Origin of the sequence: Plantibacter sp. 2H11-2 (assembly GCF_050031945.1) — a bacterium.
GTDB lineage: Bacteria > Actinomycetota > Actinomycetes > Actinomycetales > Microbacteriaceae > Plantibacter > Plantibacter auratus.
Genome location: NZ_JBNBBL010000006.1, coordinates 147,793 through 164,066 on the forward strand (window position 1 = coordinate 147,793; position 16,274 = coordinate 164,066).

Annotated in this window: 15 protein-coding genes; 14 read left to right on the plus strand and 1 reads right to left on the minus strand. The window is 70.2% G+C overall.

The window, feature by feature from the left end; genetic code table 11:
• Positions 1-147 precede the first annotated feature (147 nt).
• Together infB and rbfA are read left to right on the plus strand one after the other, a co-directional pair.
• Positions 148-2,916, plus strand: a complete 2,769-nt coding sequence (infB, locus tag ACQG07_RS13355; protein WP_159879153.1) for a translation initiation factor IF-2 — start codon at positions 148-150, stop codon at positions 2,914-2,916.
• A 118-nt stretch (positions 2,917-3,034) separates the two neighbouring features.
• Positions 3,035-3,472, plus strand: coding sequence for a 30S ribosome-binding factor RbfA (gene rbfA / locus ACQG07_RS13360; RefSeq protein ID WP_079707157.1), 438 nt, complete (start codon positions 3,035-3,037; stop codon positions 3,470-3,472).
• A 135-nt stretch (positions 3,473-3,607) separates the two neighbouring features.
• On the opposite strand, the gene ACQG07_RS13365 is transcribed toward rbfA, so the two are convergent.
• Positions 3,608-4,492: an A/G-specific adenine glycosylase gene (locus ACQG07_RS13365; protein ID WP_426738510.1), complete on the minus strand. Its 885-nt coding sequence runs from the start codon at positions 4,490-4,492 to the stop codon at positions 3,608-3,610.
• A 38-nt stretch (positions 4,493-4,530) separates the two neighbouring features.
• On the opposite strand from ACQG07_RS13365, the gene ACQG07_RS13370 reads away from it, so the two are divergent.
• The 12 genes from ACQG07_RS13370 (at position 4,531) to ACQG07_RS13425 (ending at position 16,267) form a co-directional block, all read left to right on the plus strand.
• Positions 4,531-5,205, plus strand: a complete 675-nt coding sequence (locus ACQG07_RS13370) for a uridine kinase (protein ID WP_071262341.1) — start codon at positions 4,531-4,533, stop codon at positions 5,203-5,205.
• 64 nt (positions 5,206-5,269) lie between these two features.
• Entirely contained in the window at positions 5,270-6,205 is a 936-nt protein-coding gene (truB, locus tag ACQG07_RS13375) for a tRNA pseudouridine(55) synthase TruB (protein ID WP_426738511.1), read from the plus strand.
• A complete protein-coding gene (locus ACQG07_RS13380) occupies positions 6,202-6,570 on the plus strand; it encodes a hypothetical protein (RefSeq protein ID WP_426738512.1) in 369 nt (122 codons plus the stop codon). Before truB ends, ACQG07_RS13380 begins: the two co-directional genes overlap by 4 nt.
• A gap of 91 nt (positions 6,571-6,661) precedes the next feature.
• Positions 6,662-7,081 carry a hypothetical protein gene (locus ACQG07_RS13385; RefSeq protein WP_426738513.1) on the plus strand — a complete coding sequence of 140 codons (420 nt, stop codon included), beginning with the start codon at positions 6,662-6,664 and terminating at the stop codon, positions 7,079-7,081.
• Entirely contained in the window at positions 7,078-8,010 is a 933-nt protein-coding gene (locus ACQG07_RS13390) for a bifunctional riboflavin kinase/FAD synthetase (RefSeq protein WP_274500858.1), read from the plus strand. The genes ACQG07_RS13385 and ACQG07_RS13390 overlap by 4 nt, the downstream gene beginning before the upstream one ends.
• A 101-nt stretch (positions 8,011-8,111) precedes the next feature.
• Positions 8,112-8,819: a hypothetical protein gene (locus ACQG07_RS13395; RefSeq protein WP_426738514.1), complete on the plus strand. Its 708-nt coding sequence runs from the start codon at positions 8,112-8,114 to the stop codon at positions 8,817-8,819.
• A complete protein-coding gene (locus ACQG07_RS13400; RefSeq protein ID WP_426738515.1) occupies positions 8,816-10,051 on the plus strand; it encodes an MFS transporter in 1,236 nt (411 codons plus the stop codon). Before ACQG07_RS13395 ends, ACQG07_RS13400 begins: the two co-directional genes overlap by 4 nt.
• Before the next feature lie 146 nt (positions 10,052-10,197).
• Positions 10,198-11,199 carry a sugar-binding transcriptional regulator gene (locus tag ACQG07_RS13405; RefSeq protein ID WP_426738516.1) on the plus strand — a complete coding sequence of 334 codons (1,002 nt, stop codon included), beginning with the start codon at positions 10,198-10,200 and terminating at the stop codon, positions 11,197-11,199.
• Positions 11,196-12,218 carry a deoxyribose-phosphate aldolase gene (gene deoC, locus ACQG07_RS13410; protein ID WP_426738517.1) on the plus strand — a complete coding sequence of 341 codons (1,023 nt, stop codon included), beginning with the start codon at positions 11,196-11,198 and terminating at the stop codon, positions 12,216-12,218. The genes ACQG07_RS13405 and deoC overlap by 4 nt, the downstream gene beginning before the upstream one ends.
• Positions 12,219-12,224: 6 nt before the next feature.
• Complete coding sequence (locus ACQG07_RS13415) at positions 12,225-13,721, plus strand: aldehyde dehydrogenase family protein (RefSeq protein WP_124769557.1); 1,497 nt, start codon at positions 12,225-12,227, stop codon at positions 13,719-13,721.
• A complete protein-coding gene (locus ACQG07_RS13420; RefSeq protein ID WP_274500859.1) occupies positions 13,718-14,578 on the plus strand; it encodes an aldehyde dehydrogenase family protein in 861 nt (286 codons plus the stop codon). The genes ACQG07_RS13415 and ACQG07_RS13420 overlap by 4 nt, the downstream gene beginning before the upstream one ends.
• Positions 14,579-14,668: 90 nt before the next feature.
• Positions 14,669-16,267, plus strand: coding sequence for an SDR family oxidoreductase (locus ACQG07_RS13425; RefSeq protein WP_426738518.1), 1,599 nt, complete (start codon positions 14,669-14,671; stop codon positions 16,265-16,267).
• Positions 16,268-16,274: the final 7 nt, after the last annotated feature.

Sequence of the window (16,274 nt, forward strand, 5' to 3'; positions counted from 1 at the left end):
CCTCCATCCTGCTGCCGCCCCACCCGGGTGCGGCATTCCGAGAGAACAGGCTGAACGGCTAATGGACAACTCATGAGCGGCTCGAAATGAGCACCGTCCACCACTAACGCTTGCCCCTGCCTGGGTGCAAGCTCAGACAGGAGAATTGTGGCTGCAAAACCACGTGTACACGAGATCGCATCCGAACTCGGAGTAGACAGCAAGATCGCCATGGCGAAGCTCAAGGAATTGGGCGAGTTCGTCAAGGGACCGTCTTCCAGTATCGAACCACCGGTGGCCCGCAAGCTGCGCGCCGCCCTCGAGGCCGAGGGCGCGAAGGCGTCAGCCGCCCCCGCCGCCCCGGCGAAGCGACCGGCCACGCCCGGCGCTCCCACCCCGGGTCCCGCCGCACCCAAGGCTCCGGCCCCCGCGGCACCCGCCCCCAAGGCCGAGGCGCCCGCTGCGCCTGCGCCGAAGCAGGCCGCCCCAGGCCCGAAGGCTCCGGCCGCCCCCGCCCCTGCGGCGGAGGCACCCGCAGCTGCTGCTCCGGCGGCACCGTCCGCACCCGCTGCTCCGGCCTCCGGCGACTCGCCCTCCGGCGACGCCGCGAAGCCGGGCGGCCCCCGTCCCGGTGCTCCGCGTCCGGGTAACAACCCGTTCGCGTCCTCGCAGGGCATGGGCCAGCGCCCGACCGGCACGCCGCGTCCGGGGAACAACCCGTTCGCAGCGGCTCAGGGCATGGGTCAGCGTCCGAACCCCAGCAACATCCCGCGTCCGCAGGCTCCGCGCCCCGGCTCGCCCCGTCCGGGCGTCGGCCAGGGTCAGCGGCCCGGTGGTCCCGGTCGTCCGGGTGGCGCAGGTCGTCCCGCCGGTGGCGGCGGCTTCCGTCCCGGTGGCGCCGGTGGCGGTTTCCGTCCCGGTGGTGCCCCCGGTGGTGCACCCGCCGGTGGATTCGCGGGTCGCCCCGGTGGCGGCGGCGGTCGTGGTCGCGGACCCGGCGGTGGTACCGCAGGTGCCTTCGGTCGCGGTGGCGGCAAGAGCAAGGCACGTAAGTCGAAGCGGACGAAGAGGGCCGAATTCGAGCTGCGGGAAGCCCCGTCGCTCGGCGGCGTGAGCGTCCCCCGCGGCGACGGCAACACCATCATCCGTCTGCGTCGTGGCGCGTCCATCTCGGACTTCGCCGACAAGATCGACGCCAGCCCCGGCAACCTCGTCACCGTGCTGTTCCACCTCGGTGAGATGGCGACGGCGACGGAGTCCCTCGACGAGGCGACCTTCGACGTGCTCGGTTCCGAGCTCGGCTACAAGATCCAGATGGTCTCGCCCGAGGACGAGGACCGGGAGCTCCTCGAGGGCTTCGACATCGACCTCGACCAGGAGCTGGAGGACGAGTCCGACGAGGACCTCGCCATCCGTCCTCCCGTGGTCACCGTCATGGGTCACGTCGACCACGGTAAGACGCGCCTCCTCGACGCCATCCGCAACGCGAACGTCGTCGCCGGCGAGGCCGGTGGCATCACGCAGCACATCGGTGCGTACCAGGTCGTCGCGGAGCACGAGGGCATCGAACGTCCGATCACCTTCATCGACACCCCGGGTCACGAGGCGTTCACCGCCATGCGTGCTCGTGGTGCGCAGGTCACCGACATCGCGATCCTTGTGGTCGCGGCCGACGACGGCATCATGCCGCAGACGGTGGAGGCCTTGAACCACGCGCAGGCGGCCAACGTGCCGATCGTCGTCGCGGTCAACAAGGTGGACAAGCCCGACGCCAACCCGGCCAAGGTGCGCCAGCAGTTGACCGAATACGGCCTCGTCGCCGAGGAGTACGGCGGAGACGTCATGTTCGTCGACGTCTCGGCTCGTGCCGGCACCGGCATCAAGGACCTCCTCGACGCCGTGCTGCTCACCGCGGACGCCGGTCTCGACCTGCGCGCCAACCCGAACAAGGATGCACGCGGTGTGGCCATCGAGGCCAAGCTCGACAAGGGCCGCGGTTCCGTCGCGACCGTCCTCATCCAGTCCGGTACGCTCCGCGTCGGTGACGCGATCGTCGCCGGTACGGCCTACGGCCGCGTCCGTGCGATGGTCGACGAGAACGGCGACACCGTCGCCGAGGCGGGTCCCTCGCGTCCCGTCCAGGTGCAGGGCCTCTCGAGTGTTCCTCGGGCCGGCGACACCTTCCTCGTCACCGAGGAGGACCGCACCGCGCGTCAGATCGCCGAGAAGCGTGAAGCCGCGGAGCGCAACGCCGCTCTGGCCAAGGCTCGCAAGCGCATCTCGCTCGAGGACTTCACCCGTGCACTCGAAGAGGGCAAGGTCGAGTCGCTCAACCTCATCATCAAGGGTGACGTCTCCGGTGCCGTCGAGGCGCTCGAGGAGTCGCTGCTCAAGATCGACGTCGACGACAGCGTCCAGCTGCGGATCATCCACCGCGGTGTCGGTGCGGTCACCGAGTCCGACGTCAACCTCGCCACGATCGACAACGCGATCATCATCGGGTTCAACGTGCGCCCCGACCCGAAGGCCCGCGAGCGTGCGGCCCGTGAGGGTGTGGACGTCCGGTTCTACTCGGTCATCTACAACGCACTCGAGGACGTCGAGCAGAGCCTCACCGGCATGCTCAAGCCCGAGTACGAAGAGGTGCAGTCCGGTGTCGCAGAGATCCGCGAGGTGTTCCGTTCCTCCAAGTTCGGCAACATCGCGGGTGTCATCGTCCGCTCGGGCACGATCACGAGGAACGCCAAGGCGCGGGTCATCCGCGACGGCGTCGTGGTCGGCGACAGCCTGGCGATCGAATCGCTGCGTCGGTTCAAGGACGACGTCACCGAGGTGCGTACGGACTTCGAGGCCGGTATCGGTCTCGGCAAGTTCAACGACATCCAGATCGGTGACGAGATCGAGACGATCGAAATGAAGGAGAAGCCGCGCGGCTAGTCCGCTCGGCCGGTCCCCGTCGTCCTCCTCCGGGAGGGCGGCGGGGATTCCTGCTTGTATTGTGTGTGCAGCATCCGTCGGGCGGCCCTCCGCCCGACGGTCATCAGAGGAGGACGAGATGGCAGAGAACCCCAGGGCCCGTAAGTTGGCGGACCGCATCAAGGAAGTCATCGCCAAACGGCTCGACAAGGGCATCCGCGACCCGCGGCTCGGCTTTGTGACGATCACCGACGTACAGGTGACCGGCGACCTCCAGCACGCGAACGTGTTCTACACGGTGTACGGCTCCGACGAGGAACGCGCCGACACCTCGGCCGCGCTCGAGTCCGCCAAGGGCCTGCTGCGTGCCGAGATCGGCCGCAACATCAACACCCGGCTGACCCCGAGCCTCGATTTCTTCCTCGACGCGATCCCGGAGAACGCGCAGCACATCGAAGACCTGCTGCGTGAGGCGAAGAACCGCGACACCGAGGTGGCCGGGCTTGCCGCCGGTGCCGCCTACGCCGGCGACGAGGACCCCTACGTCAAGCCGCGCGACGTGGACGCCGAGGACTAGCCACCTCGCACCAGCCCTTCGACAGGCTCAGGGACCGGGATTCCGTCATCCGGTCACTGAGCCTGTCGGCGTGCGCCCTTCGACAAGCTCAGGGACCAGGTGGGGCTCAGGGACCGGGTGGGGCTGAGGGACCGGTCAGTCGTGGGGGAGCGTGTACCCGCCGTCGACGCGCACCGCGAGACGGTCGGCGACCAGTCCGGCGAGTGCGCGGTCGAACTGCTCGCCGTCGGGCCAGAGCGCCCGGAGCTCCTCGTCCGTCAGTGAGCGGTGGGTCGAGCGGAGCTCGGCCATGATGATGCCCCGGACCTGTCGGTCGCTGCCCGCGAACTGCTTCTGCTTCGTCTTGACCGGTCCGTCGTAGGCCGGGTATCCCGCCGCGCGCCACGCGCACACCTCGCGGAGCGGACACTCCTCGCACCGCGGTGCTCGAGCCGTGCAGACCACCGCGCCGATCTCCATCAGCCCGGCGTTGAAGACGGCTGCCTCCGAGCGGGACTCCGGCAGGAGCGCCTCCATGGCGGGGAGGTCCGCCTTGGCGTTCGGTGGGCCGGGCTCGCCTTGGCCGCGGACAGCTCGGGCGATGACCCGTCGGGTGTTCGTGTCCACCACCGGGTGCCGGTCCCCGTAGGCGAAGACGGCGACGGCGCGGGCGGTGTAGTCGCCGATGCCGGTGAGCGCCAGGAGCTGGTCCACGTCCGACGGGACGACGCCGTCGTGCCGTTCGGCGATCTGGGTGGCCGCCGCATGGAGCCAGAGCGCTCGGCGCGGATAGCCGAGCCTGCCCCAGGCACGGACGGCCTCTGCCGGTGGTTCGGCCGCCAGGTCGGCGGGCGTCGGCCAGCGCCCGAGCCACTCCTCGAGCCGCGGGATCACCCGGCTGACCTGCGTCTGCTGGAGCATGAACTCCGACACGAGCGTGCCCCAGGCGGGGAACCCCGGGCGTCGCCACGGGAGGTCGCGCGCGTTGGTGCGGAACCATCCCGTCACGAGCGGGGCGAGGTCGGAGGGTTCGGGCGGCACCGCACCAGCCTACGATCCGCGCGGGTAGGCTCGGCGCCATGAAGCTCGTCACGACACCACGGATCGAGTTGCTCCGGCAGCTGCGAGACCAGTTCCAGCGGGACTACCCACGAGGCCGCACCCTCATCGCGGTGGACGGCGTCAGCGGCTCTGGCACGGCGGCGTTCGCCGACGGACTGGCCGAGGTGTTCGACGAGGCCGGACGCGCGGTGTTCCGCGCCTCGATCGACGACTTCCACCGTCCTCGCGAGGAACGGTACGCGCGGGGGCGGGACTCGGCCGAGGGCTACTGGCTCGACTCGTTCGACTATTCGCTGTTCCGCCGGGTGCTCGTCGAGCCCTTCCGCCTGGCGGGTAGCGCCGGCTTCCAACTCGTCGGGTTCGACGAGCAGCGCGACGTCGGCGCTCCCTTGCGTTGGACGACCGGCCCGCAGGACGCCGTCCTCATCGTCGACGGCGTCTTCCTGAACCGTCCCGAGCTCCGCGGCCTCTGGCATGCGTCGGTCTGGCTCGACGTCCCGATGGCGACGGCCTACGAGCGGCTGCACGAGCGCCTCGGCGTCGACGCCGACCCGACGGCGCCGTCCAACGCGCGCTACGTGGGCGGGCAGGCGCTCTACCGGAAGGACGACGACCCGACCGCGCGGGCGACCGCCCTCGTGGACAACACGGACGAGCGGCACCCACGGCGGATCTTCGCCGACTTCTGCTGAGCGCCGCCGCCCAGGTGTGCTCCGGCCGCCCGGCGGTGCCGACCGCCGCTGGTACCGTTGCAGGGTGGTCGAGAACAGCACAGCAGCACCCGGGTCGGCGTCCGCCCGTCCCGGTATCCTCCTCATCGACAAGCCGCAGGGGCACACCTCCCACGACGCGGTCGCCCGGGTGCGACGGCTCGCCGGTACACGCAAGGTGGGGCACGCGGGAACGCTCGATCCCATGGCCACCGGGCTGCTCGTGTTGGGCACGCGCTCGTCGACCCGACTGCTGACGTTCATCGTCGGTCTCGACAAGGAGTACACGGCGACCATCCGCCTCGGCGCGGCGACCTCCACCGACGACGCCGAAGGTGAGGTCACCGAGCGCGCCGACCAGGCCGCGGTGGCTGCCGTGCACGACGACGCGATCATCGCCGCGATCCGTCCACTGACAGGCGACATCGAGCAGGTGCCGAGCACGGTGAGCGCCATCAAGGTGGGCGGGAAGCGCGCCTACGCCCTGGCCCGCGAGGGGATCGAGGTGGAGCTGAAGTCCCGTGCGGTCACCGTCAGCGCGTTCGACGTGCTGGCGATCCGTCGGGATGGAGCGGCCGTCGACGTCGACGTCCGGGTCGTCTGCTCCTCCGGCACCTACATCCGCGCCCTCGCCCGCGACCTGGGGGCATCCCTCGGCGTCGGCGGCCATCTCACCGCGCTTCGCCGGACCCGGATCGGACCCTTCGACGTCACGGACGCATCGACGATCGACGACCTCGACGTTGAGACGGCGCTGTTGCACCCGGCCGACGTCGCGAAGCGCCTGTTCGGTGCCCTCGAGCTCACGGAGCAGGAGGCGGTCGACCTCGGCCACGGGAAGCGGCTCGAACGCGAGCTGCTGGCCGGCCACACCGGTCCGATCGCCGCCGTCGCGCCGGACGGCCGACTGGTGGGGCTCGTCGAGCGCCGTGGCGGTTCGCTCAAGTCGGTCGTGAACTTCCCGGCGGAGGAACCGGCATGATCGAGTGGTTCACCCTCGCCCAGATCGCGGTCGCGGTCGTGGCCGGGCTCCTCTGCATCGTGCTCGGGTTCGCCGGGCGCGCGCCGAACGACCTGACGATGGGGGCGACGGCACTCGTCGAGGTCCTCCTCATCGCGCAACTGGTGGTGGCGATCGCCGCGCCCGCGTTCGGGAACACCGCCACGGGGAGTGTGCCCGAGTTCTACACCTACCTCGTCTCCGCGATCATCCTGCCGATCGCCGGCGGGTTCTGGGCGCTCGTCGAGCGCACCCGATGGTCGACGGTCGTCCTCGGCGTCGTCTGTCTCGCGATCGCGGTGATGCTCTACCGCATGGAGCAGATCTGGACCGTCCAGCTCGGCTGACCGACGGCGGTGGAGGACGACGGCACCGCAGCTCGCGTGACCGTCGCGAAGTGTCTGGGCGAGGGCCTGCGTCGCATAGAATCGTCGGGTCATGCCTCTCCCCCCCACCGCTCCAGCCCGCCCACGCGTCCGTGGTGTCGGGGTCGTGCTCGTCGCCGTCTACGGCATCCTGGCGCTCGCCGCCACCGGCCGGTCCGTGGTGCAGATCACGACCAAGTTCGACGAGGCGCCACTGGCCTATCTGCTCTCGGCCGTCGCCGCGGTGGTGTACATCCTGGCGACCGTCTCGCTCGTCGCTCCAGGCGCCGTCTGGCGGCGGATCGCCTGGGCCACGATCTCCTTCGAGCTCGCCGGGGTCCTGATCGTCGGCTTGCTGAGCCTGCTCGATCCCGAGCTGTTCCCCCACGACACGGTCTGGTCCGGCTTCGGCCGCGGTTATGTCTACATCCCGCTCGTCCTCCCGGTCCTCGGACTGTGGTGGTTGGCCGGACATCGGCGTACCGACAAATGATCACGTTCACCGAGCTCGAGCAGGTCCCCGACGCGTTCGGACCGTCGGCCGTCACCATCGGCAAGTTCGACGGCGTCCACACGGGTCACCGCGCGGTCGTCGCCGCGCTCCTCGAGGAGGCCGCGGCAGCCGGTCTCAGCTCCGTCGCCGTCACCTTCGACCGCAACCCGCTGAGTCTCATCAACCCCGACCGCTGCCCGGCGTCGCTCGTGAGCAACGAGCAGAAGCTCGGTCTCCTGGCGGACGCCGGGGTCGACGCGGCCCTGCTGCTGCGCTTCGACCAGACACTGGCCCAGCTCACACCGGAGGAGTTCGTCACCTCGATCCTCGTCGGAGCATTGCACGCCAGGACGGTGCTCGTCGGCGAGGACTTCCGTTTCGGCCATCGCGGCCTCGGAACGGTCGCCACGCTCGAGTCGTTCGGTGAGGTCTACGGCTTCTCCGTGCGCGTCGTCGACGACGTCCGTCCCGGCGGCGGGCGTCGGGTGTCGTCCACCTGGATCCGCGAACTCCTCGAGGAGGGTGACGTCCGCGAGGCGTCGCGACTCCTCGGTCGTCCGCCCGGCGTGCGGGGCGTCGTCGTCCACGGTGCCAAGCGTGGCCGGGAACTCGGCTTCCCGACCGCCAACCTGTCTCCCGATTCGCAGGGTCTCATCCCCGCGGACGGCGTGTACGCGGGTTGGCTGTTCTGGCGAGGACGCCGGTATCCGGCGGCGATCTCGGTCGGGAACAACCCGACCTTCGACGGCGTCCCGCAGAAACAGGTCGAGGCCTACGTCCTCGACGAGACCGATCTCGACCTCTACGACGACGAGGTCGAGGTGCAGTTCGTCGAGCGCATCCGCGGGATGGTCGCGTTCACCGGGATCGAGCCGCTCATCGTGCAGATGACCGACGACGTCGAGCGCGCGCGCCGGATGCTGTCCTAGCCGACGCGCCGCGTCTCGGGGTGTCTCCGACTCGCATGGACGTGCCGATCGATAGGCTGGTGAACGCCCGTTCGGGCCACATCACCCGGGGGAATCCAACCATGCACTCACGTCTTCGTGTCCTGCCTGCGCTCATCGCGGGTCTCCTGCTCCTGGTCGGCTGTGCGCCGCAAGCGGCTGCGCCGAGTGCCAGCCCGACGACGACCGCAACGTCGTCCACACCCACGGTGGCACCCGCGCCGGTGGCCTCGCGCGTCGTCATCGGCGCGGAGACCGTGGAGGTCGTCGCGGAGGACGACACGCTGATCGCCTCTGCGCGCTACTTCGACCCCGCCGCATCGCTCGTTGCAGCCCTCACGGCCGCGTTCGGCGCAGACCCCGTCGTCTCGGCCGATCCCGCTGGGAACGAGACTCCACCCGGTACCCGCCACACCTGGGGTGGCCTGGCCGTCGTCGAGAGCGACGTCGAGCAGAGCGAGCCGTACACCCCTGCGACGGTCGTGTTCGTCGAGTCCGCCGAGGAGTCGGGTGTCCGGATCGAGGTGGTCGGTGGCTACGCTGTGGGCGACGACACCGAAGCCGTGGCTGCGGAGGTCTCGGGTGCCGAGGGAGCCGCACCGGAGGATGTCCAGCGCTACACCCTGCCTGACGGTACGCCAGGGGTGTTCATCCGGGCCGACGTCACGCCCATCCCGCCGGTGGGGGACGAGCCGGGAGTCGAATCCCGGTCCTGGGCGGTCGGCGTGATCGGTTCGGACGCCGCACCGATCGAGCGTGTCGTGGCGCCGTCGCCGAACTGGGGCGCGTGACTCCCGAAACCCCGCCCCTGTGGCGGGGGAGGGCCCTCGCGCTCGTCGGTATCGTGCTGGTCGCGGCGAACCTCCGCACGGCCGTCACCTCGCTGTCGCCGATCTTCGCCGAGATCGACGGCGACATCGGCGTGGGGTCGGTCGGGCTGGGGCTCCTCGGGATGCTGCCGCCACTGTGCTTCGCCCTGTTCGGCGTCTTCACCCCGCGACTCGTGCGTCGGCTGCACCTCGAGCCGGTACTGCTCATCGCGCTCGGGTCGATCGTCGCCGGACACCTCATGCGCTCGCTCGCCCCCGACTTCGCCGTCCTCGCGATCGGGAGTGCGCTCTGCTTCGCCGGGATCGGCATCGGCAACGTCGTGCTCCCGCCGCTGGTCAAGAAGTACTTCCCCGACCGCGTCGGCCTCGTCACCTCCCTCTACGCGACGGTCCTGTCGGTCAGCACGTTCATCCCGCCACTGATCGCCGTACCGGTCGCCGATGCGGCGGGGTGGCAGGTGTCGCTCGGTGTGTGGTCCATCGTCGCCATGCTCGCCGTGCTGCCCTGGATCACGCTCATCGTCCGGGAGCGTCGGGATGCCCGGGCCGCCGCCGCGACGGACCCCGAGATCGAGGAGGTGCCCCGCGCCGGTCGCGTCCTCGTCCACCGCTCGCCGATCGCGTGGGCCGTCGCGGCGGTGTTCGCCACCTCCTCGCTGAACGCCTACGCGATGTTCACCTGGCTCCCCACCATCGTCGGTGACGTCGCCGGCGTCACCCCGGCCCAGGGTGGCCTGCTGCTCTCGCTCTTCTCCGCGATGGGTGTCCCGGCGAGCCTGATCGTCCCGATGCTCGTCGCGAGGCTGCGGAACGTCGCCGTCCTCGTCTACGTCGCGAGCGCGTGCTTCGTGCTCGGCTATCTCGGGCTGCTCCTGTGGCCGGCGACGCTCACGTGGCTGTGGGTGCTGTTGGCCGGGCTCGGCCCGCTGCTGTTCCCGCTCGCCCTCGTGCTCATCAACCTGCGGACGGCGACCCACGAGGGCGCGGTCGCCCTGAGCGGCTTCGTGCAGAGCGTCGGCTACACCCTCGGCGCACTCGGCCCCCTGGTCGTGAGCCTGCTGCACGCCGTGACCGGATCGTGGACCGTCCCGCTGCTGCTCCTGCTGGCCACGGGCGCGCTGTGCGCCATCGCCGGCCGAATCACCGGCCGGCCGACGACGATCGAAGCGGACCTCGCAGCACGCGGTCGGTGACCGGTCTCGTCCAGACCTCCTGACGGATCCCCGGCGACGATGCGCATCCGCGCACCGGCCACTGCTCATCTGAGCATGGGTGCCAACAGGCGTTGTCCGGGTGGTGGTGGCGTCCTAGGCTGGAGACGATCCGGAGGAGGCCCGAGGTGATCGAAAGCGACGAGCTGCTCGCGGTGCGCGCCGCGGAGCTGTACTACGACGAGACGAAGACCCAGGACGAGATCGGCGCGCTGCTCGGCATCACGCGGTGGAAGGTCGGTCGGCTCCTCGCCCAAGCCCGCGAACTCGGCTACATCCGCATCGAGATCGTGCACCCGCGCGCACGTCGCCTCCCACTCGAACGGGCGCTCCGCGAGCGCTTCGGACTCGCGGACGCGGTCGTCGTGCCGAGCCCGAGCGACAGTGCCGACCTCCACGAACGCGTCGCACACGCGGCGGCCGACTACCTCGGCGCCATGCGACCGGTACCGCGGACGCTGGGCGTGAGCTGGGGGAGGACGCTGCGCGACATCGCCGACCACCTGTCCGACGGCTGGGCGACGGGGCTCTCCGTCGTGCAGATCAACGGCGGAGTGAGCCTCAACCAGCGCGTCGGCACCGCGGCCGCCACGGCTGCACGGATCGCCGAGAAGGGCCGCGGCGACGTCACCCTGCTCCCGAGCCCGGCGATCTTCGAGCGCCTGGAGACGAAGCTGAGCATCGAGTCGGACCGCACCGTCGCGGAGGTGCTCCGCACGGCCGCAGCGGCCGACACCTACCTGTACGGTGCCGGCGTGGCCGGACCCGACTCCGCCCTCGTCCACAGCGGATACCTCACGGCCGCGGACGTCGACGTCCTGGTCGCACGCGGTGCCGTCGGCGACGTCGTCGGGCGCTACATCGACGCCGAGGGCATGATCGTCGACCCCACACTCGACGAGCGCACGGTCGGGCTCGGACTCGAAGCGCTCCGGCGTGCCGGTCGCAGCATCGCGGTCATCGCCGGAGCCCAGAAGCACGCCGTCGCGAGAGCCGTCGTCAGCAGCGGCCTCTGCACCGTGCTCGTCACCGACGAGGCGACCGCGGCGGCACTGCTCGCCGACCACGAACCATCATCCGCCAAGCAGCACACCCCGGAGCAGGATCTGCTCGGAAGGAACGCACCATGACCACTCCACCAGGCGACCTCGTGGCGAAGCCGACGGCGCTCGAACTCGTCGACGGCCCCGTCACCGACGCCAGCCTCAGACGCTACCTCGACGGCCTCGCGGGCGTCGACGCCGTCGGGCTCGAACAGCGCGCAGCGGACCTCGGCACTCGCTCGATCAAGACGACGTCGAAGGCCTGGGCCCTCGACCGCATCATCGAACTCATCGACCTCACCACCCTCGAGGGCGCCGACACCCCCGGCAAGGTGCGCTCCCTCGTGGCCAAGGCGATCACCCCGGACGCCGGGGATCCGTCCACCCCGCGCGTCGCCGCGGTCTGCGTCTACGGCGACATGGTGCCGTACGCCGTCGAGGCGCTCGGCGCGGCGCACACGCAGCCTGGTGCGGCACACGACGCCGGCGGGATCAACGTCGCGGCGGTCGCGACGGCCTTCCCGGGCGGACGTGCTTCCCTCGCGGTCAAGCTGGCGGACACGGCCGACGCCGTCGACGCCGGAGCGGACGAGATCGACATGGTCATCGACCGGGGTGCGTTCCTCTCCGGTCGGTACGGTCAGGTCTTCGACGAGATCGTCGCGGTCAAGGAGGCCTGCCGTCGGAGCGACGGCACCTCGGCGCACCTCAAGGTCATCCTCGAGACCGGCGAGCTGAACACCTACGACAACGTGAAGCGCGCCTCCTGGCTCGCCATCCTCGCGGGCGGCGACTTCATCAAGACGTCCACCGGCAAGGTCGCGCCCGCCGCGACCCTCCCGGTGACCCTCCTCATGCTCGAGGTCGTCCGCGACTGGCACCGCCTCACCGGTGAGCAGATCGGTGTGAAGCCCGCCGGCGGCATCCGTTCCTCGAAGGACGCGATCAAGTACCTCGTGACCGTCGCCGAGACGGTCGGCGAGGAGTGGCTTCAGCCGCACCTGTTCCGCTTCGGTGCCTCGAGCCTCCTCAACGACGTGCTCCTGCAGCGTCAGAAACTCACCACCGGCCACTACTCCGGCCCCGACTACGTCACCATCGACTAGGACATCATGAGCTTCCTCGAATACGCACCAGCCCCGGAGTCCACCTCCGTTCTCCACCTCCGTTCCGAGTACGGCCTCTTCATCGACGGCGAGTTCACCGAGGGCACGGGCGGGACCTTCCAGACGATCTCACCGAGCACCGAGCAGTCGATCGCGACGATCTCCGCGGCGAGTGACGCCGACGTCGATCGCGCCGTCACCGCCGCGCGGCGTGCCTACGACCGCGTGTGGTCGAAGCTGTCGGGCGCCGACCGCGGCAAGTACCTCTTCCGGATCGCGCGCCTCGTCCAGGAGCGCGCCCGCGAGCTCGCCGTGGCGGAGAGCCTCGACAACGGCAAGCCGATCAAGGAGTCCCGCGACGTCGACGTCCCGCTCGTCGCCGCCTGGTTCTTCTACTACGCCGGTTGGGCCGACAAGCTCGACTACGCGGGCCTTGGCGCGAACCCCCGTGCCCTCGGCGTGGCCGGGCAGGTCATCCCGTGGAACTTCCCGCTCCTCATGCTCGCGTGGAAGGTCGCACCGGCGCTCGCCGCCGGCAACACGGTCGTCATCAAGCCGGCCGAGACCACGCCGCTCACGGCACTCATCTTCGCCGAGATCCTCCAGCAGGCCGAGCTGCCGGCCGGTGTCGTGAACATCGTCACGGGTGCCGGAGCGACGGGGGCGGCGATCGTGCGCCACCCCGACGTCAACAAGGTCGCCTTCACCGGGTCGACCGCCGTCGGGCGCGAGATCGCGAAGACCATCGCCGGCAGCGACAAGCGCCTGACGCTCGAGCTCGGTGGCAAGGCCGCGAACATCGTGTTCGACGACGCACCGATCGACCAGGCCATCGAAGGCATCGTCAACGGCATCTTCTTCAACCAGGGTCACGTCTGCTGCGCCGGATCCCGGCTCCTCGTCCAGGAGAGCATCCACGACGAGGTCGTCGACCGCTTGAAGAGCCGTCTGCAGACGCTGCGCGTCGGCGACCCGCTCGACAAGAACACGGACGTCGGCGCGATCAACTCGGCCGAGCAGCTCGCCCGTATCCGCGAGCTCTCGGACATCGGCGAGCTCGAAGGCGCCGAACGGTGGAGCCCGGACTGCGAGTTGCCCGAGAACGGGTTCTGGTTCGCGCCGACGATCTTCACGAACGTGTCCACCAGCCACCGGATCGCCCGCGAGGAGATCTTCGGGCCGGTCCTCTCGGTCATGTCCTTCCGGACGCCCGCGGAGGCCATCGCGAAGGCGAACAACACCCCGTACGGACTGTCGGCCGGGATCTGGAGCGACAAGGGCAGCCGGATCCTCGCGGTCGCGGACAAGCTCCGCGCCGGCGTCATCTGGGCGAACACCTTCAACCGGTTCGATCCAGCCAGCCCGTTCGGCGGGTACCAGGAGTCGGGGTACGGCCGCGAGGGTGGTCGCCACGGGCTCGGCGCCTACCTCGCGCCGGCCGGTTCCGCAGTGTCCGCCCCCACCGCAGCTCCCAAGGCTGCCAAGAAGGGAGCCCAGCGATGAGCCGGCTCACCATCCCGAAGACCTACAAGCTCGCCATCGGCGGCAAGTTCCCACGCAGCGAATCCGGAAGGACGTACGAGGTGACGAACGCCAAGGGGGAGTTCCTCGCGAACGCATCGCTCGCCTCGCGGAAGGACGCCCGCGACGCGGTGGTCGCCGCACGATCGGCACTCGCCGGTTGGTCGGGTGCCACCGCCTACAACCGCGGGCAGGTGCTCTACCGCATCGCCGAGCTGCTCGAGGGTCGGCGGGCGCAGTTCATCGAGGAGATCGTCCAGGCCGAAGGCGTCTCGCAGGCGAAGGCCGCAGCACAGGTCGACGAGGCCATCGACCTCTGGGTCTGGTACGCGGGCTGGGCGGACAAGTACGTCCAGGTGGTCGGGGGAGCGAACCCCGTCTCCGGTCCGTACTTCAACCTCTCGGTTCCGGAGCCGACGGGCGTCGTCGCGCTCATCGCGCCGCAGGACTCGTCGCTCCTCGGATTCGTGAGCGTCGTCGCTCCAGCGCTGGTCGCGGGGAACACGATCGTCGTGATCGCGAGCGAGCGCCTGCCGCTCTCGTCGATCAGCCTCGCCGAGGTGCTCGCCACGAGTGACGTCCCCGGCGGCGTCGTGAACGTGCTGACCGGATCGCCGGCTGAGATGGCTCCGTGGCTCGCATCGCACGCCGACATCAACGCGATCGACCTCGCCGGCGCCGGCGAGCTCGACTGGATCGAGCTCGAGGTCCTCGCGGCCGAGACGCTCAAACGGGTGGTCCGCCCGAACGGTTTCCGGGGCTCGGTCCCCGCGAGTCTCGACCGGATCACCGCGTTCACCGAGGTGAAGACCGTCTGGCACACGAAGGCGCTCCTGTAGCGACTCGTGGCACCCGCGTGGTGCTTGCACAGCGGCGCCCGGCTGTACAGCCGGGCGCCGCTGTCGTCGACGGGTCGTAACGTTGCACCCATGACCGATTCATCGACTCCGAAGCGCGTGCTCGTCACGGGTGCCACCGGCTACATCGGCGGGCGGCTCGTGCCGCGGCTGCTGGAGGCCGGGTACACGGTCCGGGTGCTCGTGCGCTCGCCGCAGAAGCTCACCGACGTGCCCTGGCGCGATCAGGTGGAGGTCGTCGAGGGTGATCTCGGTGACGCGGCCCAGGTCGCATCGGCCTGCGTGGACGTCGACGTCGTCTACTACCTCGTGCACTCCATGGGTGGCAAGGGTGACTTCGAGCAGACGGAGCTCGACGCCGCGGAGCACGTGGCCGCCGGCGCTGCCGCGGCAGGGGTGTCGCGCATCGTCTACCTCGGTGGCCTGCACCCCGAGGGCGTCGAGCTGTCGAAGCACCTGCGGTCCCGCACCGAGGTCGGGCGGATACTGCTCGCCTCGGGCGTTCCGACGATCGTCCTGCAGGCCGGCGTGGTCATCGGTTCCGGATCGACCTCCTTCGAGATGATCCGCCATCTGACGGACATCCTGCCGTACATGCCGGCGCCGCGCTGGGTCCGGAACTTCATCCAGCCGATCGCGGTCCGTGACGTCCTGCACTACCTGCTGGCGAGCGCCGAGGTCGACCGCGACGTGAACCGGGCCTTCGACATCGGCGGCCCCGACGTCCTCCGGTACGGACAGATGATGAACGGCTACGCGGTCGAGGCCGGCCTCCCGCAGCGCCCGATCGCGCCGCTCCCGGTCCTCACCCCGTGGTTGGCCTCGCAGTGGGTGAACCTCGTGACCCCGATCCCGCGCCGGCTCGCGTCGCCGATCATCGAGTCGCTGCTCGTCGACTGCGTCATGGGCGACCACGACATCGACGCGGTCATCCCGCCGCCGGAGGGCGGTCTGACGGGGTACCGACGCGCGGTGCGCCTCGCGCTGCAGCGCATGCGCGACGGTGAGGTCGAGACCTCCTGGCGGAACGCGACCGTGGACGGCGCGCCGAGCGACCCGCTGCCGAGCGACCCCGACTGGGCCGGACACACCGTCTACATCGATCTCAAGGAACGGAAGACCTCCGCGGGGGCCGACCGGCTCTTCTCGGTGATCGAGTCCATCGGCGGCGAGAACGGGTGGTACTCCTTCCCGTTGGCGTGGGCGATCCGTGGCTGGATGGACAAGCTCGTCGGTGGTGTCGGGTTGCGACGTGGTCGCGACGATCCGCAGCACCTGAGCGTCGGGGACGCCCTCGACTTCTGGCGCGTGGAGTACCTCGAACGGGGTCGGATGCTTCGCCTGCGCGCCGAGATGCGCGTGCCCGGTCTCGCGTGGCTGGAGATGAGCGCGACCCCGGTCGGGGACGGCTCGGTCTACCGGCAGCGCGCCGTCTTCTTCCCGAAGGGGCTCGGCGGACGCCTCTACTGGTTCGCGATCCTGCCGTTCCACGGGATCATCTTCAACGGGATGGCGAACCGCATCACGGAGACGGCCGTCGCGCTGCCGTCCGAGTCCTCGGCCCAACGGAAGAGCCGGGTGGGGCCGGTGTCCCCGGAGGAGCACGAGGCGGTCGACTCCGCCGAGGCGGACATGCAGGCCTCACGACCCACCCCGGAGGCCGCGGAGTAGCGTGGGC